We start from the raw sequence: 25,816 nt of genomic DNA on the forward strand, positions 1-25,816 counted from the left end.
AGCACAAGACCGGCAAGCGAATGGATGCTTGCATACAAATTCATTTGCCGGTCGTAAGAACATGGAGCATGAAATGCGGAATGTTCGTGTGCGAAATCGAGTAGGAGTCAGCCTACTCGATTCTACTAATTTGTATAGCTTGGGGAATAGGAATAAGCATTTGGCATATAGCGAGATTTATTAGAGAAAAATATTGTGTTTAAATGAGTGTGTAAACTGGAGACTGAATTGATAATCTATTGATATGGAGATAAATGTAATGAAAAAAGTATTGAAACGAACAGTGATACTAATGATCGCCGCGTCGATGGTAGTAATGACAGGATGCGGAGATAAGCAGATGCAGCAGGAAGACAGTGATGTAAATTCCTTGCTGCAGGAGGTTACGGAGAAGTCTGTAACCAATACAGAAGAAACATCAAAAGAAACATCAAAAGAAACAGCTGAAAATATCAGCTATGACGCTCTTTTGCAGGGAGAAGCAAAGCTTCAGACCTTAGATGGCAAGAGCGTCAGTCTTACAGAACTTGTCGGTAACCGTGATGTGAATTATGTGATCATGGATCTGGATAAAGACGGCGAGGACGAGCTCTTTATTCTGGCCAGCCCGGTGTCGGCCCTTATCAAAAATGTAGATGGTGAATATAAGATGATATATGATGGCTGCGGTTATGACGTGCCCATAAATACAGACGGTCTTATCGGAGTTTTGTATGCGTATCCGGGAGATGCGCCGCTTCATGATATATTCAGATACACGGAATTTGAGTCGGGGAAAAAGACTTCCGAGACGGTTGCCTCCTGGTACGACGCAAACGAAAACCGCGAGATGGATGCTGAGGACTGGTTTTATCTGGGAGAAAATGAAAAGGAAGTGACCATGGAGGAATGGCTTGCGGTGGCAGGTAAATTCTATGAGCACAGAAATGATGACATCGACTGGAAAGTCATCGCCGGGAAAGGCAGTGAAAATTCCGATAACGCTGCACTTGATACTGAGGGGCAGCTGGAGCTCCTTGAGAAAGAGGCTGCAGTTTGGCAACTCTCAGAGGAGGCCCATGGCGATTTTACTGAGGCCACGGATTTTGCAAATTATGGATTTGCGGTGACCGACCTTGATAATGACGGAATGCTGGAGGTTATCAAGTCAGGCTGGGCAGGAACAGGGCACTATTCCATGAACTACATATATGAGGTTACTGCGGAGGGAACCCTGGAAGCCATTGACACATCAGCTCTGGAGGAGATGAAATCCCAGCCCGATTTATTTATGGAGGGCATCAGATCCGCAGATAATGCTGATAAAAACGCATATATTGTTATAGATATGGAGTATGGTGCAGGCCGTAACGACTATACATATTACGAAATGCGAATGGAGAACAATCGCATTTCTTTAAAACCTTGTCAGGAGCCTGAGGCTGTTGATGCACTTCTTGATAACGCCTTCTGGTTCAAGGATATAACAGCAGAGAATCTGAAGAAATCCTATGAGGGCTTTTGCAAGACATCAGCTTCCGCAGCAAATACTTCCGCTGGAAACACGCTGACAGCCAAAGTCCACAATGACTATTTCTTCACAGAAGGGTCAAAAGAATATACCTACAAAGTAAAGAATTTCTTTTTAGAAGATCCCGATGAGATAACGGTTAAACTTCAGCTTCTTGCCAATTATGAGAATGGCGATGTGTACTCTCTGACTGTTCAGTATGAAGATATCCCTGAGAGAACTTACAGCGGAATGGACAGATATGCTCTGGGAACCTTCTACGTTACGGAAGATTCAATCTATATGGAAGAGCAGTGTGAGAAGATCCCCACTGAGGAAGAGTTTCTTACGGACTCTATGCTGATTTATTCAAAGAGTGGGAAGCCCCAGAACCCCACAGATTATGAGACAAAGATCGAAGAAGAGGGGGATAATTACAAGTTCTCCTTCTGGAATCCTCTGGTTGAATCCGGCTACTACTGCAACATGACCTGGACCAAGGATAAGGGTCTTACCTATTTCAGAAATGGTTTTGGTGCAGAGGCAGATCCCATTGAGATTGAATTAAAATGATATTGATGAAGATCATTTTATGAAAGATATTTTGAAAAAAAGGAAAGAAGAATTAAGCAAATGAAAAGGTTTGGAAAAGTAATCAGTGCTACTGCGGCTGTAGCCATTATGCTCGCGGGCTGCGGAAACCAGGCAGAGCAGCAAGCGGTTGCCCCTGCAGAATTTGAAAATGTAAGTAAGGAAGTTTCAAGTGTGGCCACATCCGATGAACCGCAGGAAAGTACGGTAAGTCCTCAGACAAATGAATCAGCCAAGGAAGCCGATTCCTCCTCCCTGGCCGGCACCGAAGCCCCAGCTCTAGAAGATAACTCTTTGTGGAAGCTTGGCGAAACGGATTACAGCATGACTGCGAATCTTATCCAATATGGCGGCGAAGTAACACTTACCCTCAGCACATACGAGTCAAATAGTATGGGGAAGCTGGCACATTTAACGGTTACTAAGGGCGACGAAGTCCAGGCTGAAAATAATATTCTGTTTAATGAGCATAAAGGTAACAAGTTCGTGGATTATACTTTTTTGAATATAGATGAGATCACCATTGCAGACAGCAATTTTGATAACTACGAAGACATTATCGTTATCGGAGATACTGAAAGAGGCAGGGAAGTAGCCATCTGCGAATTCGAAAAGAGATACTCCGAGGATTACATGGATAGTTTCATTTCACAGGACTATTTTTCTGAGCAAGTAAGAGATGCTCTGGGGCAGGATATATCCGGTGATTTGGTAAAAAAGCTTCTTTTTGGAGAGGGCTTTGACGGAACCTTTGCTACTTACAAGGATGCTTACCTTACGGTAACCCAAAACGCCGCGCTTAGATATAAAGCTGATGAACTGAGATATGGTCTTATTTATTTTAACGATGATGACATCCCCGATTTAGTCATATCTACGCCGGGATATATGCAGTCCCTCTATATGTACGAGGACGGACATCTCTACTGCCCGATCTTCGAGTGGGCCTACGGAGCAGGCGGAAATGCAGGCTATGAATATGTGGAAAAGAAAGCAGTCATAACCAATTTCAATCAGGACTATGCCGGCGCAATCTTTTACTACACCTATTTAATCATGGACAGTGACCACCACATGGTCAGCTCCTACGCCCTCAAGGGTTACAACTTCGACGACCTCAACGGCAACGATTTTCCCGACGAAGAGGAAACCACAGATGAAGCCCTTGAGAACGCCGAGGGAAAAGTAGTTTACCTCAACTACACAGACGAAAACCTCACCGAAGCAGAGATTAAGACCGTGATTGATGGACTTGAAGGAGAATCCGATTATCTTGGCGGAGAGTTAACATACCAAGAATTGCTAGGAAAACTCTAAAGCATGAAGTGGGGACGGTTTTTATACCAATGTCATGTCCCCATTCGCCTCAGTATACTTCCACCTGTCCGTTAAATATTTTCTTAAGACGATTCCGTACGATGATGAATGCCGGAATGAGGAAGGCGTCAGCCAGAACCCATGCTACAGGGCTTGCAAGACAGATTGCATTGAAGCCGATGAGGGGAACGAGAAGTGTTGCCACCAGGGTGCGGCCGATCATTTCCATTACGCCGGCAAGGATCGCAAACATGGAGTAGCCCATGCCCTGGATAAGGAATCTCACGATGTTGACCAGAGCCAGCGGTATGTAGAACATTGAGTTGAAGATCAGGAATAAATGGGCATTGTCAAGGCAGGACACTTCGCCGGCATCAAGGAAGATCATGGCAAAGTTCCTTCCGAAGAAGTACAGGACCACGAAGGCCAGGATAGCGTAGCCGCAGCCCAGTTTGATGGCGGCTACAAGACCCTGGGACAGGTGATCCAGTTTTTTTGCGCCAACGTTCTGACCGCCGTAGGTGGCCATGGTGGAGCCCAGAGCATCGAAAGGAATGCAGAAGAACATGCCAACTTTGCCGCCGGTGGTAACGGCAGCAGCTGCGTCAGTTCCAAGGCTGTTGATGGCAGTCTGAAGGATAACGCTTCCGATGGCGGTGATGGAGTACTGAAGACCCATGGGAACACCCATGTTGATAAGAATGAAGAAATGGGATCTGTCCGGTCTCCAGTCTTCCTTCTTGAGATGAAGGATATCAATCTTTCTGATGATAAAAATGAGGCACATAAGGCCCGAGATAAACTGGGAAATAACCGTAGCCAGCGCTGCACCTGTGATTCCAAGGTGAAGGGGCAGGATAAACAGAAGGTCAAGTCCGATGTTGATGATGGAAGCGATGATGAGAAACTGAACCGGGTGCTTGCTGTCGCCCAGCGCTCTGATAATACCTGAGAGCAGGTTGTACATATAGGTTACGGGGATTCCCAGGAATATAACGATGATATACTGATACGCATATTGAAGAACATCCTCGGGAGTCTTCATTGCGACCAGGATCTGTCTGCAGAATATGCTGACAAGAAAAGTCATTACAACAGCGAAAATACTGCACAAAATGATAGCATGAGAAACGAACTTTCTCATGCTTTTATAATCTTTTGCCCCAAATCTCTGGGCCACAGGGATGGCAAAGCCGTTGCAGACTCCCATGCAAAAGCCCATGATAAGGAAGTTCACCGCACCTGTTGTTCCCATGCCGGTATAGGCTTCTTTGCCAAGAAACCAGGATACGATGGCAGTATCAATTATATTATAGAGCTGCTGAAACAGCATGCCCCAGAACAGCGACATTGCGAAGCCAAAGATCAGCTTCATAGGATCGCCGACGGTAAGGTCCTTTATTGTATTTGACTTGGTATTAGTACTCATTGATTAAGCCTCTTACTCATATTCGGATCAAGATTCGGATTAATCTTCGTGATCTTCCTATCATACGTCATCAGCCCATTAACCTCTTCCTCCACATCGCTGACCTGGGTATAGACCGCGCCGGAGAGACCCTTGGCGATAAGGGGCTTGAGGTCGCCGTTTATCAGGTTGTAGTAGGCAACACCGAAGGTGTCGAGGTTCTCGAATTTCTTGTAGCCGTAGACTCTGTCCACGCTGGAGTGGCCGTCGAGGTGGCAGGTAAGGCCGCCGTACTCAGAGATAACGAAGGCGCGACCGGCCTTGTCAATCTCCACGTTAAGGGGACGGAAGTAGTTGTGGACACTTCTAAAGCTTCCGCTTCCTTCGTCAAACCAGCCGCTGGCCTGATCAATCGGTCTTGAGTCGTCCATCTCTTTGGCCATAACTGTAGCGCCTGCGGCGTTGAACTGTCCCCAGCCCTCGTTGAAGAGAACCCAGGTGCCGATGGAAGGCACGTTGTAGAGGTGTCGGATGGTGTTCTGCATCTCAAGCAGCCACTCGCTGCGGCCCTCTGCGGAGCCTCTGGAGAAGGTCTTGTAGTAGGCGGGACCATCGCTCATTCTTCCGAATACTTTGGGAAAAAGAGTTGGCAGGTAGCTTACAACGGGCTTGGCATAGGAAGAGCCGCCGCTTACCATGTCCTGCCACACGATCATGCCCAGTCTGTCGCAGTGGTAGTACCAGCGGGCAGACTCGATCTTGATGTGCTTTCTCATCATATTGAAATGGAGACGTTTCATCTCTGTAATGTCATAAATAAGTGCCTCGTCGGAGGGGGCGGTGTAGAGCCCATCCGGCCAGTAGCCCTGATCCAGAACTCCCATGAGGAAGTAGGGCTTGTGGTTGAGGCAAAATCTGGTGATACCCTTGTCATCTTTTTCCGTGGAGAAGAATCTCATGGCGAAATAGGAGCGCACATGATCCTCTCCTGTATCAATCTGCAGAGGATATAGATAAGGATCCTCCGGACTCCACAGGTGCGGGTCCTTCAGACTTAAGGTGAAGTGATAATAGGAAGGGGCATCCCCCTCACTCTTTTGCCCAATTGTGGGATAGGTGTCTGAGGAAAAAGAGGCATCTCCGGGGAAAGCAGATTCGTTGCTGTCAAAAGAGCGCCCTGATTTAACCAGTTCCAGACCGGGAGTCTTGATTGTCACGGAGCTGGGCCTATTGGTGGAAATCTCTATGGATACGGTCTTTAAGTCCGCCTCAGGTCTGATGCGGATCTCTCTGATATAAGTGCTTGGCACCTCTTCGATCCAGACGGTCTGCCAGATTCCGCTCTGACAGGTGTAGTACATGCCGCCGCGGCGAAGAGTCTGCTTGCCTCTGCTGTGGTAGGAGGAGTCACTTGTATCTTTTACCCTTACCGCAAGTTTGTTGTCTTCTGCGTAGCTTCCGTCCGGGGAAAAATACAGATGTTCAGTGATATCGACTGTAAAAGGAAGATAGCCGCCGCTGTGAGAACCCAGGTATGTTCCGTTCACGTAGATATCGGCGAACTGATCCACAGCGCCGAAATGCAGCAGATATCTGGAATCCTTGAATTTCCTTGTGAGGGCGGGAAGGTCTTTTTTGTACCATAAATACTGATCGGGATCAAGACGCTTCTCAACTCCCGACAGCATTGCTTCCGGTGAAAAAGGTACCAGGATCTTGCCCTCCATCTTGTCGTCGGAAGGAATCTCAACGGACTCTTTTTCAGAGACAAAGGTGTAGTCCCAGTAGCCGTTCAGGTTCACATAGTTGTCACGGACAAATTGTGGGCGCGGGTACTCCTGCAGCACTTTATCCGAATTAAGATTTTCTCCCCAGGGGGTAAAAAGTCTGTTTAAGACGTCATCCTCGTGGGGCTTGTCTATGGCTTTGATAGCATCAATTAAGTCCATTTTCACCTTCTTCTTTCTGCGCTGCAGCGCCGGACATAATATCCTGATAAAAGGCTGCGTAGGTTGCAAGCATATATACGTTGATCCACAGCAGCGGGATAAATAGGGTTATGCACCCAAGAAGAATCATAGGGATAAAACTCAAGATAAGGCCCAGGTATTTCAGTTTTTTGCCCTTCATGAGATGAATGCCGGTGGTGAGGATCTGCCTGACCGACCAGTCCGGGAAGTCATGGAGAAGGAAAAAGATCTGGGAAAATACAATCTTCGCGTAAAACAAAAGAAGATATGATACAAGCGTCAGGATGAGAAATGGGATAGAAGTTGAGAAATCAATACCCGCCTGCAAGCCGTACAGTAGCACAAAATATGGCAGAGTCAGCACGTTGGCGATAATCTCAAAGATGCCCTGAAGAGCCACGGCCTTCTGGGGCTGCTGCTTAAATCCGAAGAATATATCCGATATACTAACGGTCTGGGAATAGATAAGATTCATGTACATATAAGCTTCGCCGGATACGAAGACTCCGAGAAGCGTATTGACGATGATCGCAATGAGCCAGCCAAGTACGATTGCTATGGGGCTCCTTGATCCTGCGGTAAAAGAGGATGTAATCGAGATCACCAGGAATCTGATGAAGCCGAGAATGATAGCGGCACCGATGAGGGTGCCGTACTTGCCAAGAGATCTCTCTTTGGCGATAGCTTTAAGCTGTGATATGGTTTTTAATTCTGACATTAGGTGTGCTCCCCTGCCTTAGCCGGCAAGGTCAACATTTGCACCGAGAGTGCCCTGTTTGTCGAGGGCTTTTCTGGCCTGCTGGTAAGGATTTTCTTCATTTGTATATTTTATCTTGGTGGCAGTCTCTCCGCCGGAGACATAGGTTCTGCCACATTCCGGACATACTGCCGTTTTGATCGAAACTGAAGCCTGAAGGACCTTGCCGTTATGCTGGGCTGCATCCTTGTAGGCGTTACTTACGTGCTCGGCTTCATGACCGCGAACTCTTGCTGCTGCGGCCTGAGGGCTGATATGCTGGGCGGTCTTGAAGGAGACCATCTCATCGGAACCGTCCTGGTATTTGCGCTCCTTGCAGGTCTGACATTCCGCAGGAGAGGACTTCTTTCCGGGTTGAACCTTGGTGGACTCGGAAGGATTCAAAATAGGTTTGGAACCCTCGGCCTTGGAGGCATCCGTTGTACCGGGTGCGCCAAAAAATCCGACTGCTCCGTATCCGCTATTTACAGCACCGATAATACTCATAGGCACCTCTTTTCCGGACACTTAAATATGGGAAAACTGCTATCAGTTGCCCTCAGGAGTAACGGGACTACCCGTCAATTCCTCAAGTGTCTCGTCAAAGCTGACTCCGTACAACTGCTGGCTTATCTGGTTCATCTGCTGACGCATCTCAGGATTGGTGAGAAGCATATGTATACTGGAGATAACCACTGCATAGCCTATTATGACGCCGAGAGCTCCGTAGGCAATGCCCTTCTTGGCCTGCGGAAGGAACTTCGCGGCCGTACCCTTGGACAGGATGGCCATCACTATTGCTATGCCGCCAAGCACGATACCAATGTATCCGAAAAAACAAAATGGAACTGACAAAAGTCCTGCAACCATAGCCACGGTCGCAAGATTAACGTGTTGATCCAGGTCGTTGTGGGCCTGGTTGTAGTTGTAATTGTTGTAATAGTACTTATCGTCCCCGTTGTCTGACATGTGACTCCTCGCTGTGCAAAACATACATTCTTATTTTGATTCTACAATAAGAACGGGTTTTTTACAATGTTTCGGACCTTCGCAGAGTCTTGAAAATGCCCGCAAAGGCTTGGTATAATAGGGGAGTGTGTGCTGTTTATGAAAAGTTCAGACAAAAATAAGGCTGAGTTTATCGGATACGGCATGAGTATTAAGCTTTTTTTTAGTGAGGACAGTATGGATATTGTATTAAAGATCAAAGAGGAACTTAACGTAGAAAAATGGCAGGTGGAAGCAGCCATTAAGCTGATTGACGAGGGCAACACAATTCCCTTCATTTCCCGTTATCGTAAGGAAGTGACAGGATCCCTTAACGACGAGCAGCTCCGTAATCTCGACGAGAGACTTAAGTATTTAAGAGGCCTTGAAGAGAGAAGAGAGGCGGTTCTTGCTTCTATCGAGGAGCAGGGCAAGTTAACTGATGAGCTTAAGGCCAAGATCATCGCAGCTGAGACCATGGTTGCCATCGAGGATCTGTACCTTCCTTATCGTCCTAAGAGAAAGACAAGAGCCAGCGTTGCAAGAGAGAAGGGCCTTGAGCCTCTGGCAGAGATCCTTCTTGCCCAGGAGACAACCAAGCCTTTGCAGGAGGAGGCAGCTGCCTTCGTAGATCCTGAAAAAGGTGTGGATGACCCCGCAGCAGCTCTTCAGGGAGCTATGGATATCATCGCTGAGGATGTTTCCGACAACGCTGATTTCAGAACATATATCAGAGAAGCCACAATGGAGCAGGGCCGCCTTACAAGTAAGGCCAAGGATGAGAAGGCCCAGAGCGTATACGAGATGTACTACGAGTACGAGGAGCCCCTTGGCAAGGTGCTGGGACACAGAGTTCTGGCCCTTAACAGAGGTGAAGCCGAGAAGTTCCTGGTGGTCAAGATCGAAGCTCCCGAGGAGCAGATCCTTCAGTATCTTAATAAGAAGATGCTCAAAAATGACAATCCCATCACAACTCCCGTCATCGAGGAGATCAATCAGGATGCCTATGAGAGACTTATCGCACCTGCAATTGAGCGTGATATCAGAAATGAGCTGACAGAGAAGGCTGAGGACGGAGCTATTTCCGTATTTGGCAAGAACCTGACTCAGCTCCTTATGGCACCGCCCATCGCGGGCAAAACAGTACTTGGCTGGGATCCCGCCTTCAGAACAGGCTGCAAGCTGGCAATCGTTGATGCCACCGGCAAGGTCCTTGATACCAAGGTTATCTACCCCACAGCTCCTCAGAACAAGGTTGAGGAGTCCAAGGCAGAGCTCAAGAAGCTCATCGACAAATATGACGTTGACCTTATTTCCGTAGGTAACGGAACCGCTTCAAGAGAGTCTGAGCAGGTCATCGTTGAACTGATAAAAGAGCTGGACAGACCCCTTCAGTACGTAATCGTCAATGAGGCCGGGGCTTCCGTTTATTCAGCAAGTAAGCTGGCTACAGAGGAGTTCCCTCAGTTTGACGTGGGACAGCGTAGTGCGGCATCCATCGCAAGAAGACTTCAGGATCCTCTGGCAGAGCTGGTTAAGATAGATCCCAAGTCCATCGGTGTGGGCCAGTACCAGCACGACATGAACCAGAAAAAGCTGGGCGAGACCCTTGAGGGCGTGGTTGAGGACTGTGTTAACAAGGTAGGTGTTGATCTCAATACCGCATCGGCACCTCTTCTTCAGTATATTTCAGGTATCAGCAAGGTTATCGCCAAGAACATCGTTGATTACAGAGAGGAGCACGGCAAGTTCGAGAAGAGAGTAGACCTTCTTAACGTGCCTAAGCTGGGACCCAAGGCCTATGAGCAGTGCGCAGGTTTCCTTCGTATCGCAGATGGTGAGAATCCTCTCGATGCAACCAGTGTGCACCCTGAGTCCTACGAAGCTACGCTCAAGCTCATGGACAAGCTTGGCATTACCTTTGACGATGTAAGGGCAGCTCAGAAGAATGCGGCTAAGGCTGCACTTGAGAAAAAGCCCGCTAAGACCGAGAAGCCAAAGCCCCAGAAGAAGCCTAAGCAGGTAGTTATAAAGAATACAGGCACAGCCATGGGAGCAGCGCTGGCAGCAGCTCTTGCAGGCAGCAATCTGGCTGTTGTTGAGGATGATAGCAGAAGCGGCGGTAAGAACGGTGGTCAGAATGCCAGCGAAGTTCGCAGCCAGGACAATGCAGCCGGTGCTTCTGTAGGCTCACTTTCAAGGCGCGTCACCGAGGCTGAGAAAAAGAAGTTGTCAGAGGAGCTGGGAATCGGTGAGATTACTCTTACAGACATTCTGTCAGAGCTTGAGAAGCCCTCTCGTGACCCTCGTGAGAGCATGCCTGCACCTATCCTTAGAAGCGACGTCCTTGATATGAAGGATCTTAAGCCCGGTATGGTGCTGAAGGGTACGGTTCGTAACGTAATCGACTTTGGCTGCTTCGTGGATATAGGTGTTCACCAGGACGGACTGGTACATATCTCACATATTACAGATAAGTTTATTAAGCATCCTCTTGAGGCGGTGAGCGTAGGCGACATCGTTGACGTACAGGTACTTGATGTTGAGCTTGATAAAAAGAGAATCTCGCTGACAATGAAACTGCAGGATCCTGCCAAGGTAGCGGCGGAGGCAGCAGCGAAGGCTGCACAGAGGCCGGCGCCTAAGGCTACGCCGGCGCCGGAGAAGAAGGCTGCGCCTAAGCGAACCTCGGTCGTAGACCAGGTAGCCGCTGCAGCAGGCGTAACGAAGAAGCCGGCAGCCAAAAAGGCTGCGGCGCTGAAGGCATCTGCGCCGGCGGGAGCAGCAGAGGCGGCGCCTAAGGCTGCGACCACAGCAGAGGGCGAGAAGAAGGTAGTACGTAAGGTTGTTAAGAAGCCCGCTTCAACAGATGGCGCAGCAACCACAGAGGCTCCCAAGAAGTTCAAGAAAAAGGGCATCGTTATTTTCAAAGGCAATGCCAACGAATGATAATTTTTTTCAAAATGTTAATGAATTTATGAAATCCCTATTGATTTTGTAGGATTAATGGGTTAACATTTCTTAACGGACTAAAAGTCCGGTTTAACAATTAACCGTTCTCTTATTCAGAGTGGTGGAGGTACATAGGACCTGTGAAGCCACGGCAACCCCGAGCCGAATCGGAAGGTGCCAACCTGAGCGTGCAATTCCAAAGGATTGGAATACGAGCAATAAGAGGATCTGATACGATGATCAGCTCCGATTGTTTTGTTACGCACGCAACAAGATAATCGGAGTTTTTTTGTGAAGAAAGGATAATTAGAATGGATAAGTTTATTTTCACTTCCGAGTCAGTAACAGAGGGACATCCCGATAAGATCTGCGACAACATCTCAGACGCAATCCTTGATGCCTGCATGGCACAGGATCCCATGAGCCGTGTTGCCTGCGAGACAGCAGCCTGCACAGGTTTCGTTCTCATCACAGGTGAGATCACAACCAAGGCTCATGTTGATTATGCCAAGATCGCTCGTGAGACAATCTGCGAGATCGGATATGATAACTCAGCTAAGGGCTTTGACGGCAATACCTGCGCAGTACTTGTAGCACTTGATCAGCAGTCAGCTGATATCGCTATGGGTGTTGACAAGGCTCTCGAGGCAAGAGAGAACCAGATGACAGATGAGCAGCTTGAAGCCATCGGTGCCGGCGACCAGGGTATGATGTTCGGATATGCTACCAACGAGACCGAGGAGTACATGCCTTACGCTATCAGCCTTGCTCACAAGCTTACCAAGAAGCTCACAGAGGTTAGAAAGAACGGAACTCTTGATTACCTCAGAGCAGACGGCAAGAGCCAGGTTTCTGTTGAGTACGACGAGAACGGCAAGGTTAAGAGACTTGAGGCCATCGTTATCTCAACCCAGCACGACGAGAAAGTAACACAGGAGCAGATCCACGCTGACATCAGAAAGTACGTTATCGATGCAGTTGTTGACCTCTCACTTGTTGATGACAATACCAAGATCTACATCAATCCCACAGGCCGTTTCGTAATCGGCGGACCTCAGGGTGATGCCGGACTTACAGGCCGTAAGATCATCGTTGACACCTACGGCGGAGCAGCTCGTCACGGCGGCGGAGCTTTCTCTGGTAAGGACTGCACCAAGGTTGACCGTTCTGCAGCATATGCAGCAAGATACGTTGCAAAGAACATCGTTGCAGCAGGCCTTGCAGACAGAGCAGAGATCCAGCTTTCATACGCTATCGGTGTAGCACAGCCTACATCAATCCTTGTTGATACATTCGGCACAGGTAAGGTTTCTGATGAGAAGCTTACAGAGGCAGTTCGTAAGGTATTCGATCTTCGTCCTGCAGGAATCATCAAGATGCTTGACCTTCGTAGACCTATTTACAAGCAGACAGCAGCTTATGGTCACTTCGGCCGTAACGATCTTAACCTTCCTTGGGAGGCTACAGACAGAGCAGAAGCCCTCAAGGCAGCAGTACAGGCTTAATTTAATCCGCAACAATATCGGACAGTAATACAGTTTACCCCGTAAGAAAGGTGACCGGTTTGCGAAAACACTTGTTGTCACCTGCGTTGTAATTCATTAGAACTCAAAAACGGAAATCCGCTTCCTATCGACTACGCTCAAAGCAGTCAGCGGATTTCCGTTTTTTCGTTCTATGAATTATCTCCTCAGGTTACGTCAGCTGAACATTCTCTTTGCCAATTAGCGAGGAGAAACGCTCCAGGATAGCGGTGTCAGCCTTGATGCTGAATTGCCTGCCGAGCTTTTTGATCTGCTTGGTGTCGTTTAAGTAGATGGCGATTTCGTCGTTGCCATCGCTGCTTGAGATTATGTTCATTATGCTGGCATCAGCGGCTTCATAGGCTTCCTTATTGGGGAAGCGTAGCCACACAGTCTTGGGTACTTCATCGAAGAGAGTGACCTTGGAAGCAATTAGCTTGGCATCGCGCTCGTCTTCTACGGAGACGCGGCCTTCGATGAATATTTTGGCGTCTTCGCCTAGGCGCGGGGCGTTGGCTTCATAGGTCTTGGGGAAGACGATTACTTCAATGCTTCCCACCAGGTCCTCTAAGGTTAAAAAGGCCATTATCTGGTCGTTCTTGGTGTATTTTATCTTCTTCTCGGAGATTATTCCTCCGATCACAGCTCTGTCATTATCTTTAACCACAGGCTTGCCGGTTTCTTCGTCCAAATAGAAATCGGTGGTGGTGTTGGTGATCTTCTTTTTCCACATGGCAACGTATTCTTCAAGGGGGTGCCCTGAAACGTAGATGCCAAGCACTTCTTTTTCAAATTCCAGCATGAGCTCACGAGGGAATTCTCCTACTTTGGGAAGCGGGATCTTGTACTGGGCCTTGGTGTCTTCTCCTGCTATGTCAAAAAGAGACATCTGGCCTGCCATGCTGTTCTTGCCTGCGCTGTGGAGGCGGTCCATGATCTGGCCATAGACGGTCATGAGCTGTTTTCTGGTGCCCTCGAAGCAGTCGAAGGCGCCTGCCTTGATAAAGTTCTCGATGGCGCGTCTGTTAACTTCGCTGTCAGCGTCCTGCATTCTGGTCAGGAAGTCGTCGATGTCCTTGAACTTGCCGCGGAGCTTACGCTCTTTTACAATGGCGGAGATAACGGGCCTTCCAACGCCCTTGATGGCTGTGAGGGCATAGCGGATTGCCTTCTTCTTGCCGGGAGCGCAGGTTATAGCCGCACCGGGAATAGGTCTGTCATTCTCTCCGGCGTCAATTTCAGCCACAGAGAAGCCATCGAAGCCCTCATTGATGTCAGGGGGCAAAAGAGTGATATTCATGTTCCTGCAGCTCATGATGTAGCCCGAAACTTTTCCCGAGTTATCGATAACTGAGGTCATAAGGGCGGCCATGAATTCAACAGGATAGTAGTATTTAAGCCATGCGGTCTGCAGCGCAACAACAGCGTAGCAGGCGGCGTGGGACTTGTTAAAAGCGTATTTCGCAAAGTCCATCATGGAATCATAGATTCTGTTGGCAACTTCGGCGGATATTCCCTTGGAAGCACAGCCGGGAACATTCTCGGCTTCGTTACCGTTGACGAAGTTCTCCCTCTCTATGACCATCTCGTCCTCGTGCTTCTTACTCATGGCACGACGAACCAGGTCAGCTCGTCCGAGGCTGTAGCCGGCAAGCTGCTGAACGATCTGCATAACCTGCTCCTGGTACACGATACAGCCGTAGGTGGGCTTTAATATCGGCTCCAGCTCCGGTGTGGAGTAGGAGATGGAGGAAGCATCATTTTTACCCTTGATGTATTTGGGAATGAAGTCCATTGGGCCGGGGCGGTACAGGGAAATGCCCGCAATTACGTCCTCAAGGGACTGGGGCTTAAGCTCCTTCATGAAGTTCTGCATTCCGCCTGACTCCAGCTGGAATACACCGTCGCACTTGCCGCTTCCGATGGAGGCAAGAACCGCAGGGTCGTTGTAATCAATCCTATCAATGTCTATGAAGCCTTCGTCACCGGGCTTTTTGCCCAGAGATTCGTTGGCGAAACGGACTGCATCCTTGATAACGGTAAGGGTGCGAAGTCCCAAAAAGTCCATCTTGAGTAGTCCCAGCTTCTCTATGGTAGTCATGGTGAACTGGGTTGTTATATTTCCTTCAGCGGAGCGTGACAGTGGCACCAGATCCTCTGCAGGAGCCTGGCAGATAACGACGCCGGCTGCATGGATTGAGGTGTGGCGGGGAAGACCCTCAAGCTTTTTGCACATGTCGATGAGCTTGTGAACGGTCTCGTCCTGCTCGTACTGGGCACGGAGCTCCGGATTCATCTTAAGAGCTGCATCAAGAGTGATGTTGAGCTCTGTTGGTATCATTTTGGAAATGGTATCGCCAAAACTGTAGGGCAGGTCCATAACACGGGCCACATCCCTGATAACACCCTTGGCTGCCAGTGTACCGAAGGTTATGATCTGCACAACCTTGTCGGCACCGTATTTTTCCGTAACATAATCTATAACGTCCTGGCGTCTCTCGTACTCGAAGTCCACGTCTATATCAGGCATGGATACTCGCTCCGGGTTAAGGAAACGCTCAAAGAGAAGGTCATACCTAATGGGATCGATATTGGTGATATGCATGCAATAGGAGACAATACTTCCTGCTGCGGAGCCACGTCCCGGGCCTACGGCGATGCCATTCTGACGGCAGTAGTTGATGTAGTCCCATACTATAAGGAAGTAATCAACGTAGCCCATCTTCTGAATTACTGAGAGCTCGTAGTCAAGGCGCTTACGAAGGGTACCGTCGTCCTCGGGATAGCGCTCCGCAAGACCGTCGTCGCAGAGCTTATTCAGATAAGTCCAGGAATCATAGCCCTCAGGCACCTCGTAGTGAGGGAGCTTGGTAACGCCGAATTCAATCTCAACGTTACATCTGTCAGCGATCTTCTGCGTATTATCAATAGCCTGCTGCGCATAGGGGAAAAGATGTCGCATCTCCTCCTCGCTCTTGACGTAGTACTGACCGCCTTCGTAGCGCATACGGTCTTCGTCGGTGACTTTTTTACCTGTCTGAATGCAGAGAAGCAGGTCATGGGCCTCCGCGTCGTCGGCGTAGGTGTAGTGGCAGTCATTCGTGGCAACCAGCGGAATATCAAGCTCCTGTGACAGAGCCAGCAGGTAGTTGTTGACAGTTCTCTGCTCCGGAATGCCATGGTCCTGAAGCTCAAGGAAAAAGTTGCCGTGGCCGAATATCTTATCAAGGCGCATAGCAGCTTCCTTGGCCTTAACAGGCTCGCCCTTGATGACATTCCTTGGAATCTCGCCGGCAAGACAGGCGGAAAGGGCGATTATGCCCTCGTGGTACTGCTCCAGAAGCTCCATGTCTACACGGGGCTTGTAATAATAGCCTTCGGTAAAGCCGCGGCTTACGATATGGGAAAGGTTGGCATAGCCCACGTTGTTCTCAGCAAGGAGTACCAGATGGTAGTATCTCTCATCCGCAACCGCAGACTCTTTTTCAAAGCGGGAGCCGGGAGCTACATAGACCTCGCACCCCAGAACGGGATTGATGCCTACAGCCCTGCACTCCTTGTAAAAATCTATGACGCCGTACATGACGCCGTGATCCGTGATGGCACCGGCGGTCATGCCCAGGTCCTTAAGTCTTTTAACGTATTCTTTTATCTTGTTGGAACCGTCCAAAAGAGAGTATTCCGTGTGGACGTGTAAGTGAGTAAAAGCCATTTTTTTTCCCCAATAAAAAGTGATAACTGATTATAACATATCTCAGTATCGATACTACATTATTGGTGTAAGATATCGTACAGTTCGCCGTCTACTCCGCCGTAGGTTGGTGGGAAGGTGCTGCCGTCGGCGCTACTGCCTTCATAGGCGTAATATATGCCGTTTACGTCCTGAAATACAATTTTCCACTCATAGCAGCCTGTTGATCAATTGAAAGACCATAAGTGTCTCCGTTATGTTTCATGGCATACATTACACTGCGGATGTCTTCTGTAGTATATGGCGGATCTGCGGTGAAAAAGACTGCAGTTTTTGCCCGGCGTTTTGAAGCTGAATTGCACTTGTTTTTACCCCGCCGGGGTTGATTGAAAATGTCCCCATATACATTTCTCCTCCGTGATCACATTATATCGATAGTTTATCAAATGCCCGGCGGCATGAGAAGTGCTATTCATCCCATTTCAGGTGTCATTTGTCAGAAAAGTGCTGATATTGTTTAGGCAAATTTTATTGCAGACAAAAAAAGTTTGCGGTACACTTAATTTAAGTATGTCAAACTATTGTCAATGCGGCATTTTTGTATTATATTAATTAGGATTTTTTAGAGGTTAAATAAAGACAGTTTTAGAATCGAGGAAATGATTATGGCTAAGCAGATCAAAACAATCGGAGTTCTTACCAGCGGTGGTGATGCACCGGGAATGAACGCTGCAATCCGTGCAGTTGTTCGTAAGTCACTTGCAAACGGACTTAAGGTTAAGGGTATCAAGAAGGGTTATCAGGGTCTTCTTAATGAAGAGATCATCGATATGGACAGACGTAGCGTTTCAGATATCATCCAGCGCGGTGGTACAATCCTTGGAACAGCTCGTTGCATGGAGTTCACAACCCCCGAAGGACAGGCTAAGGGCGCTGAGATCTGCCGCAAGCATGGAATAGACGGAATGGTAGTTATCGGCGGTGACGGATCTTACCGCGGAGCACAGAAGCTTTCACAGCAGGGTATCAACACTGTAGGTGTTCCCGGAACAATCGACCTGGACATTTCCTGCACAGATTATACAATCGGTTTCGATACAGCCATCAATACAGCTATGGACGCTATCGACAAGATTCGTGATACATCCTCATCTCACGAGCGTGTAAGTATCGTTGAGGTTATGGGACGTCACGCAGGATATATCGCACTTTGGTGCTCAATCGCCAACGGTGCTGACGACATCCTTCTTCCTGAGAAGTACGATTACAATGAGCAGCGCATCATTGACAACATCATTGATAACCGTAAAAAAGGTAAGACACACCACATCATCGTTAATGCCGAGGGTATCGGACATTCAACTTCAATGGCTCGTCGTATCGAGGCTGCTACAGGTCTTGAGACAAGAGCTTCAATCCTTGGTTACATGCAGCGTGGTGGTAGCCCTACATGTAAGGATCGTGTATATGCTTCCATGATGGGATGCTACGCAGCTGATATCCTTGCAGCAGGCAAGACCAACAGAGTAGTTGGTTACCGCAACGGCCAGTTCGTTGATTACGATATCGACGAGGCTCTTGCAATGAAGAAGAACATCAACGAGTACATGTACGAGATCGCACGTATACTTTGATTTATTTCCGGGACGGGAATCGATGCCGAAGAGAACAGGAGCTATAAATACTTGTTGTCATCTGCGTCGTGATTCATTAAAACTCAAAAAACCTGAAACAGCCTCCTATCGACTTCGCTCAGAACAGTCGGCTGTTTCAGGTCTTTTTCGTTTTATGTATTTAGCTTACTTTGTTGTTGGTAGAAATAGGAGGTGTTATAATTTTTGAGAAGAGTGCAACAGTCGCTTTCTTGAATAATAGATAAATGAGGAATAGTTATGATCACAAGTGTTAATAACGACCGTGTCAAGAAGGTTGTTAGCTATATAGAAAAAAGTAAAGCAAGAAGAGAAGGAGACGTCTTCGTCATCGAAGGCATGAAAATGCTGAGGGAAGCACCGGTATTGCAGGTCAGGGAAGTGTATGTTACCGAGAAGTTCCTTGACAGTGCCGGTGAAGATGACAAAGAGATTCTCTGGAGGTACGGAGCTGAGCCTGTTTCCGAGGAAGTTATGAAGAAAATGGCTGCGACCCAGACGCCGCAAGGGGTTCTGGCGGTGATAAGGCAGTATCATTACACCGAAGAGGAAGTCATCGAAGGCTACAACGAGACTGACAAGGACGCAGCGCCGCTTATTCTTATTCTTGAGAATATTCAGGATCCCGGCAATCTTGGAACAATGCTGCGAAGCGGAGAAGGTGCCGGAGTTACGGGGATTATCCTTAGTAAGGGCTCCGCGGACATTTACAATCCCAAGGTTATCAGATCCACAATGGGATCCATTTTCAGAATGCCTTTTATATATGTAGAGAATGTTCCCGAAATGCTCAAAAAGCTCCACGCAAGCGGCATCAGCACCTACGCAGCGCACCTTAAGGGAACCAGGAACTACGACGAATTTGACTACACTAAGCCCACAGCTTTTTTGATAGGAAATGAAGGTAACGGTCTTACAAAAGAGACCGCAGATGCAGCAGGAGAGTACATTCTCATACCCATGAAGGGAGAGGTGGAATCCATGAACGCTGCTACATCATCAGCAATTTTGACATTTGAGGCATCAAGACAAAGGAGGAGCTAAGCAATGACTGTAGGATTTATCGGACTTGGAAATATGGCGAAGGCCATGATTGGTGGTATTTTGGCAAAAGGGCTCATGGGCCCCAACGAGATTATCGGAACTGCGGCAACAGAGGAGACCAGACTTAAGATTGCTAACAAATACGGCATTCAGGTTCGTGATTCCAACGAAGCCGTAGCCAAGGAGGCGGACATCGTCATCCTTGCCGTTAAGCCCCAGTATCTCAAGGTTGTCATCGCAGATATCATGGACAGCATTGATGAGAGCAAGGTAGTTGTTTCAATCGCTGCAGGCAAGACAATCGCATGGCTGGCAAAAGAGTTCGAGAAACCAACCAAGATCATAAGAGTAATGCCCAACACTCCCGCCCTTGTACTTGAGGGCTGCTCAGCGGTATGTAGAAACGACCTGGTGGGTGACAGTGATTTTCACTTTGTATTGGAGCTTCTTGAGAGCTTTGGCAAGGCCTATACAGTGCCTGAATCGTTGATGGATGTAGTGGTTGGAGTCAGCGGTTCATCACCTGCCTACGTATTTCTTTTCATCGAAGCCATGGCAGATGCTGCAGTTGCAGGTGGAATGCCTCGTAAGCAGGCCTATGAATTCGCAGCACAGTCTGTCCTTGGCAGTGCAAAAATGGTTCTTGAAACCGGTAAGCACCCCGGTGAACTGAAGGATATGGTATGTTCCCCTGCAGGCACCACAATCGAAGCTGTACGCGTCCTGGAAGAGCAAGGCTTCCGCGGAACAGTCATGGACGCTGTAACTGCCTGCATCGATAGAAGTAGAAACCTATAAAATCTACTTATTGGCTACCCGGACGCTCCGGGGGATTCATGCCGGAAGTATTTTGGAATGGGCCTTACGAATTGGAAGTAGCGTAAAATACTTGTTGTCACCTGCGCATTTTACGCTACTTCCAATCCGTAAGGTCTTTCTCTAAATCTTACGTTATAGAAGTCTTCCCAGAGCTGTTTGTGTATGATGGAAAGAAGTAGATTTTACCCCCAAACCGGGCCGTTTCATCAATCCTTGTGAGAGGCGTTTGTGCGATGACTATGAGGGAGTTTGTATGTTACCGTATGTTAAATAACTTTCGCTAATCACAAAAGGATTGCAGCCCCCTCTTTGTGGATATTTCGTTGGTGTATTTTGTCTATAAACAGCCGCGGGTATGCATGGAATAGGAGCTTCTGGGGCAGGGGAGTATATGGGGAGGCAGCGGGGCGGAAGCATCGGGAAAATGTGCAGTTCTCGCACGACGAGATGATTATCAAGACGAGAGGGCGAAGGAATGACGACTGTCCACGAATAGGCATGAGTAGGAGTCATTCCTTCACCATCGAGTCTTAGAGAATCACGAGGCGCACGAAAACCAGCATTTTCCCGATGCTTCCGCCCCGCTGCCTCCCCATATACTCCCCTGCCCCAGAAGCCCTATTCCCCCCATCAGCAGGCGGTTTATAGGCAAAATATATAAACAAATTTGACAAAATTAAATATTTCTAGTAATATTGTTGTGTTTTGAGGACGTTAACAAATTGCAACATATTTGTAACAAATAAAGACATCGAGGTTATTAGAATCATGAAACAGACAGCAAAGTTATCCGCCGGGATAGCAAGACTGGTCATGACGACCCTTCTTGGTATCACCCTTGTGGCGAACGGCGGAGTAACTGCGGAGGCTCGCAATGCTGGAGCATACGGCGAACCCTCCACCGGTATTTCAAACATTTTAAGCCCCGTGGCACCACTTGGTTTGGACAAAGATGCAGCAGAGGTTAAGGCAGCCAAGAACGCAGACAAGTCATCATCTGCAGCAAGTTCCGCCCAGACTACGGAGGATACAACAGAGTCTACTCTTGTTATGGCCAATGTTTCCAGAGCCATGAACGTAAGAGAGGAGCCCAGCGAGGACTCCACCAAAGTCGGAGTTTTGTACAAGGACTGCGGTGGCAGGATCATTGACAGGAAGGACGGATGGACCAAGCTCCAGTCCGGAGACCTTATCGGATGGGCCAAGGACGAATATCTACTTTTCGATGACGAGGCACAGGCACAGGCCCTTGACGTTGGAAGACAGGTAGTCAAGACTTCCGGCAGTGCACTCAATGTCAGAGCAGAAGCTTCCGAGGATTCTTCTGTACTCGGAGTTCTCCCCCAGAACACTTTTGTCGAAATGATAGAGGATACGGGAGATGGCTGGATCAGCGTTGATTTCAACGATGAGACAGGCTATGTTCAGAGCAGCTTCGTGACAAAAGAGTTCAGGATTGACCAGGGTGAGACCGTTGCCGCCATCAAAATCAGGGAGGAAGCTGAGAAGAAGGCCGCCCTTACCAAAAACCGTGGCAAGGTTTCAGCAGATGCTGATGAAGTTAAGCTTCTTGCAGCCCTCATCCAGTGCGAAGCAGGTAACCAGCCTTATGAAGGCAAGCTTGCAGTAGGCGCTGTAGTTATGAACCGTGTCAAGAGCGGTGCATATCAGAACAGTATTTATGGCGTAATATACGCTTCAGGTCAGTTTACACCTGCCCTTAACGGAACCGTAGCCAATGTATATAACAGCGGCAGGATCAACGATTCCTGTTATCAGGCAGCACAGGCAGCCATTAACGGTGAGACCACCGTTGGCGGCGCACTCCACTTCCGCCGCGTTAACGGCCGCGAAGGAATCATCATCGGAGCGCATGTATTCTGGTAATATTTGTTTATATCAGGAGTACCTTAGGGTACTCCATTTTTATTGCCAAAATGCAATTCGTCCTATTTCAAGTGTCATTCGTCAGAAAAGCAACAATTCAAAATTTTATGTGCTAAAATTGCATAAGATTAAGTACTAAAGAACTAAGGAGACGATAAAATGCCATTTTCTATTCACCCTGAAAAAGTTAAGGCGTGTGGAGATATGTTTGCAGCATCGGCTGTGAAGCTCGATGGAGCTGCATCCGATATAGACAGTATCGCTGGTGAGCTGGATCCTTCATTTGCTATGCTAAAACCGATACTGACAAGCTGTGCAAACGAGGTGAAGAATCATTCCAAAAAGCTTGAAGAATTTGATAGTAGTCTTAAGCAAATAGTCGAGCAATATCTAGGCACAGAAGAAGCTATCAGAGAAAAAATAATGAAACATAAATTGGAAGCCCATGGTCATTCTGTAGAACAAGAACCGGAATCTGAAGAGGGCAATCAGACCGGGAATGCGCCCGGCGGAAATGGTTCCGGCACAGATACACCAAGCGGTGACAAACCTGATTGGTATGACAATACAATGCAGATGGATGGTGATTCTCCGCAGGAGAAGTGGATGAGTCACGAACTGCAAAAATATGGTTGGACTCAGGAAAAGGTTGATGCATTGTATGATGCATGCCGCGCAATTTATGATACCTATGGTATAGAAATGGATCCCAGGATGATGATGGCAATAATCGTTGCTGAGGCCAACGGAAGCTTTAATACCAGCTCAACAAATAAGGCAGCTGACGGACAGAACGGTTATGAAGCAAATTATGCCTTAGATGTAATGAAGGCCAATGACCTTATGTTCGGAAAAGTTCTGGGCTATATTCTTTATCATGATAAGTTTGACGAAGCTTGCAAGAACAGTGATAATCTCAGTAATGAAGGTGGATTCTGCGATTATGCCAACTGGTATACTCCAATAGTTGATCTGGATGATGGTGTTGTACGAAATGGTGTATATGCCGGCGCCAATGACTGGGGAAACGCTGTTGAAAAATATTATGAAAAAATGACACATCCGGGAGCAGCCCAGGAATATACGGAGTATCTTAAGTCCATTGACCCATCAGTTGTAAAAGATATTGCTCCTGATATTTCTATTCCGGATGTTGAATTCAGCGAAGAAATGGATGGACAGGATTGTGGTGGCCATCGAAATGACACCTGGACTATAGGTGTAGAGGGACGTTCTTATTGATTTATTAATTAGGAGGAGTTTTTTATGAAAAAGAAGTTTTTGACGATGATTTTGTGCACATGCTTTACTCTTACAGCATGTGGCAAAACAGATGCTAAAGAAGTGGGTGAGAATACTGATGACTTTGTTTCAGCTGCCCAGGATATATCTTTTCAGGAAATGGCAGCACAGGACAGTTCAGTACAGAAAGAGACTGCAGACACAGACCAGGCCGCAGATAAGGAAGCGCCGGTTGCATCGGATACATCAAATGTGTCGGATTCCGGGGAAAAGGCAGCTTTTGATGGCGACAGCATCGAATTGGATTATTCTGAGAACGAATTTGTGAAAGTTGTTTCATCAGAATTCCAGGATGGTAACGATTTTGGAAGCTTTGTTGTGGACTTGGATAAAGATGGCAAGCAGGAAGCTTTTGTACTGGCAGGAATTGATGATACCCGTGAGAATCCTGATGATTCCCGTAAATATTTCGCTATTGAAGATATCTGGTTTATAGACGAGAGCCTGAACGCAACAAAGTTAGATACATTCGGAAGTGTAGAGCTGTGCTGCGAACAGAATGTCATGAGCCTCGATGGAAGAGATTATATGACATTTAACGGATACAGAGGAATCGATGGATTCGGTCTTATCTATACCAGTATGGAAGACAAACTGACAGATGCGCTTAAAGATGCCTGGGCCAAGGGACAGAAGAACTTCTCTGACGGCGAAGTGATCTGGAATTTAGACACTAACAATGCATTCATTTCTCGCGAGGCGGGAGTTCCGGTAAAGAATGGAATGTATAACGGAAAAGCGGTTCAGTCATATCCCATGTATTTTGACAACGGATTCTTTTGCCATTATGGTGCAAAGGCTATAACAAAAGAAGAAGCTGAAGGCATGACAGGTGCTGCGATGGAGCATGAGGAAGTGCTTTCTGCTCAATACATTTACAGAGATAACTTCGAGATTGAAGTAAACTATGTCATAATGGATGATTATGATTATATTTTCAACTGTGATATTTATACCTCAAATGATAACGGCAATACCTGGAATTTAAAGGAAACAATACCGGGCTTCTATTGCGTAAATGTAGGTGATGACTCTGATTGGGATTTCCTCTCCACTGAGATGGAATAAAAAATGCATAAAACTTGCATAATTATACATTTAATGATATGATTATGCATATTACTTATTTAAAAAGCATTTTTTAACGGAGGAAAAAGAACATGAATCTGTACGGACGCGACTTTTTGAAACTGCTTGATTACACACCGGAAGAGATCCTTTATCTTATCGATCTGGCAGCAGAGCTTAAGGATAAGAAGAAAAAGGGTATTCTTCATGATGAACTCAAGGGCAGGAATATTGCACTTATTTTTGAAAAGACCAGCACTCGTACCAGATGTTCTTTTGAAGTGGCTGCCAGTGATCTTGGAATGGGTTCCACCTATCTGAACCCCACAGATTCCCAGATAGGCAAAAAAGAGAGTATCGCAGATACCGTAAGGGTTCTGGCGGGAATGTTTGACGGAATCGAGTACAGGGGCTTTGAGCAGGAAATCGTTGAGACCATGGCTAGGTACAGCAAGGTTCCCGTGTGGAACGGTCTTACCAATGAGTTCCACCCTACACAGATGTTGGCTGACCTTCTTACCATAAGGGAGCACTTTGGTAAGCTTAAGGGCATTCACCTGGTTTATATGGGCGATGCGAGATACAACACAGGCAATTCTCTGATGGTTGCCTGCGCCAAGATGGGCATGCATTTCACCGCCGTTTCCAACAAGAAGTATTTCCCTTCCGAGGACCTGATCAAAGAGTGCAAGGACATCGCAGATAAGACCGGCGCCGTGATCGATTTTTCCGAGGATCCGATTGAAGGCACCAAGGGCGCTGACGTTATCTACACCGACATCTGGGTATCCATGGGCGAACCCGATGAAGTTTGGGAAGAGCGCATCAAGGACCTTGAGCCCTACCGCGTAACCATGGACATCATGAAGAATGCCGGCGACGGATGTGTATTCATGCACTGCCTGCCTTCCTTCCATGACCTTAACACCGGCATCGGCAAAGAGATCAAGGAAAAATATGGTCTGGACGAAATGGAAGTCACTGACGAAGTCTTCGAGTCAGACCGCTCCATCGTCTTCGAAGAGGCCGAGAATCGTATGCATACTATCAAGGCTGTGATGCTGGCGACACTGAAAGAAGGCTAAGATGATAAGGTGAGATGTTAAGTGGCCGGTTTTTATACCAATGGGGACGGTTCTGTTTGGTATAGTTTTTTTGAAAACAAAAACTATACCAAACAGAACCGTCCCCATTGGTATAAAAACCAGCCACTTGGCATATGCTGTCCCCTTGGCATCTTCATATAAAGCGCAATTCATCCCATTTCAAATGCCATTCGTCAGAAAACCAACAATCGTCCTCCCTGCAATGCTATAATGCATTAGTAGCGCACACAAGCAGTAAATACAGGATGCGGCCTGGAGTATTGACGGAGCGCCC

17 protein-coding genes and 1 riboswitch are annotated in these 25,816 nt (G+C 47.5%); of the genes, 11 read left to right on the plus strand and 6 right to left on the minus strand.

Translation table 11 applies throughout. From position 1 onward, the window contains the following. Positions 1-259: 259 nt before the first annotated feature. Complete coding sequence (locus tag G588_RS0108005) at positions 260-2,062, plus strand: hypothetical protein (RefSeq protein ID WP_155830768.1); 1,803 nt, start codon at positions 260-262, stop codon at positions 2,060-2,062. Between the two features lie 60 nt (positions 2,063-2,122). Then, positions 2,123-3,397, plus strand: a complete 1,275-nt coding sequence (locus G588_RS0108010; RefSeq protein WP_022778227.1) for a hypothetical protein — start codon at positions 2,123-2,125, stop codon at positions 3,395-3,397. A 49-nt stretch (positions 3,398-3,446) separates the two neighbouring features. On the opposite strand, the gene G588_RS0108015 is transcribed toward G588_RS0108010, so the two are convergent. Genes G588_RS0108015 through G588_RS0108035 form a run of 5 tightly spaced genes read right to left on the minus strand, consistent with a single transcriptional unit; the run spans position 3,447 to position 8,480 of the window. Further along, positions 3,447-4,826 (minus strand): MATE family efflux transporter, encoded by a 1,380-nt coding sequence (locus G588_RS0108015; RefSeq protein WP_022778228.1) that lies wholly within the window; start codon positions 4,824-4,826, stop codon positions 3,447-3,449. Continuing rightward, positions 4,823-6,754 carry a glycoside hydrolase family 2 protein gene (locus G588_RS0108020; RefSeq protein WP_022778229.1) on the minus strand — a complete coding sequence of 644 codons (1,932 nt, stop codon included), beginning with the start codon at positions 6,752-6,754 and terminating at the stop codon, positions 4,823-4,825. Before G588_RS0108020 ends, G588_RS0108015 begins: the two co-directional genes overlap by 4 nt. Beyond that, the gene (locus tag G588_RS0108025; protein WP_022778230.1) at positions 6,741-7,493 is read right to left on the minus strand and encodes a DUF975 family protein; all 753 of its coding nucleotides are present in this window, start codon (positions 7,491-7,493) and stop codon (positions 6,741-6,743) included. Before G588_RS0108025 ends, G588_RS0108020 begins: the two co-directional genes overlap by 14 nt. A gap of 18 nt (positions 7,494-7,511) precedes the next feature. Next, positions 7,512-8,018: a hypothetical protein gene (locus G588_RS0108030; protein WP_022778231.1), complete on the minus strand. Its 507-nt coding sequence runs from the start codon at positions 8,016-8,018 to the stop codon at positions 7,512-7,514. A gap of 42 nt (positions 8,019-8,060) precedes the next feature. Further along, a complete protein-coding gene (locus G588_RS0108035) occupies positions 8,061-8,480 on the minus strand; it encodes a DUF4190 domain-containing protein (RefSeq protein ID WP_022778232.1) in 420 nt (139 codons plus the stop codon). A gap of 216 nt (positions 8,481-8,696) precedes the next feature. On the opposite strand from G588_RS0108035, the gene G588_RS19635 reads away from it, so the two are divergent. Together G588_RS19635 and metK are read left to right on the plus strand one after the other, a co-directional pair. Further along, positions 8,697-11,447, plus strand: coding sequence for a Tex family protein (locus tag G588_RS19635; RefSeq protein ID WP_035788148.1), 2,751 nt, complete (start codon positions 8,697-8,699; stop codon positions 11,445-11,447). 109 nt (positions 11,448-11,556) lie between these two features. Next, a riboswitch (SAM riboswitch) is annotated at positions 11,557-11,675 on the plus strand. 86 nt (positions 11,676-11,761) lie between these two features. Further along, positions 11,762-12,955, plus strand: a complete 1,194-nt coding sequence (gene metK, locus G588_RS0108045; RefSeq protein ID WP_022778234.1) for a methionine adenosyltransferase — start codon at positions 11,762-11,764, stop codon at positions 12,953-12,955. 190 nt (positions 12,956-13,145) lie between these two features. Here the strand turns inward: metK and G588_RS0108050 are convergent, their stop codons facing one another. Continuing rightward, complete coding sequence (locus G588_RS0108050; RefSeq protein ID WP_022778235.1) at positions 13,146-16,685, minus strand: DNA polymerase III subunit alpha; 3,540 nt, start codon at positions 16,683-16,685, stop codon at positions 13,146-13,148. Between the two features lie 644 nt (positions 16,686-17,329). Here G588_RS0108050 and pfkA point away from each other — a divergent pair. From pfkA to argF, 7 genes are all read left to right on the plus strand, one after another. Continuing rightward, the gene (gene pfkA / locus G588_RS0108060) at positions 17,330-18,298 is read left to right on the plus strand and encodes a 6-phosphofructokinase (protein ID WP_022778237.1); all 969 of its coding nucleotides are present in this window, start codon (positions 17,330-17,332) and stop codon (positions 18,296-18,298) included. A gap of 258 nt (positions 18,299-18,556) precedes the next feature. Beyond that, the gene (locus G588_RS0108065) at positions 18,557-19,360 is read left to right on the plus strand and encodes a TrmH family RNA methyltransferase (RefSeq protein WP_022778238.1); all 804 of its coding nucleotides are present in this window, start codon (positions 18,557-18,559) and stop codon (positions 19,358-19,360) included. 3 nt (positions 19,361-19,363) lie between these two features. Further along, entirely contained in the window at positions 19,364-20,158 is a 795-nt protein-coding gene (gene proC, locus G588_RS0108070; RefSeq protein WP_022778239.1) for a pyrroline-5-carboxylate reductase, read from the plus strand. A 789-nt stretch (positions 20,159-20,947) separates the two neighbouring features. Next, positions 20,948-22,066, plus strand: coding sequence for an SH3 domain-containing protein (locus tag G588_RS0108075; protein ID WP_022778240.1), 1,119 nt, complete (start codon positions 20,948-20,950; stop codon positions 22,064-22,066). Between the two features lie 159 nt (positions 22,067-22,225). Then, the gene (locus G588_RS21475; RefSeq protein ID WP_022778241.1) at positions 22,226-23,308 is read left to right on the plus strand and encodes a hypothetical protein; all 1,083 of its coding nucleotides are present in this window, start codon (positions 22,226-22,228) and stop codon (positions 23,306-23,308) included. Between the two features lie 24 nt (positions 23,309-23,332). After that, positions 23,333-24,436, plus strand: a complete 1,104-nt coding sequence (locus G588_RS0108085; RefSeq protein WP_022778242.1) for a hypothetical protein — start codon at positions 23,333-23,335, stop codon at positions 24,434-24,436. Positions 24,437-24,528: 92 nt separating this feature from the next. After that, complete coding sequence (gene argF, locus G588_RS0108090; protein WP_022778243.1) at positions 24,529-25,521, plus strand: ornithine carbamoyltransferase; 993 nt, start codon at positions 24,529-24,531, stop codon at positions 25,519-25,521. Positions 25,522-25,816 lie beyond the last annotated feature (295 nt).

This window comes from Butyrivibrio sp. AE3009, from assembly GCF_000420845.1.
Classification (GTDB): domain Bacteria; phylum Bacillota; class Clostridia; order Lachnospirales; family Lachnospiraceae; genus Butyrivibrio.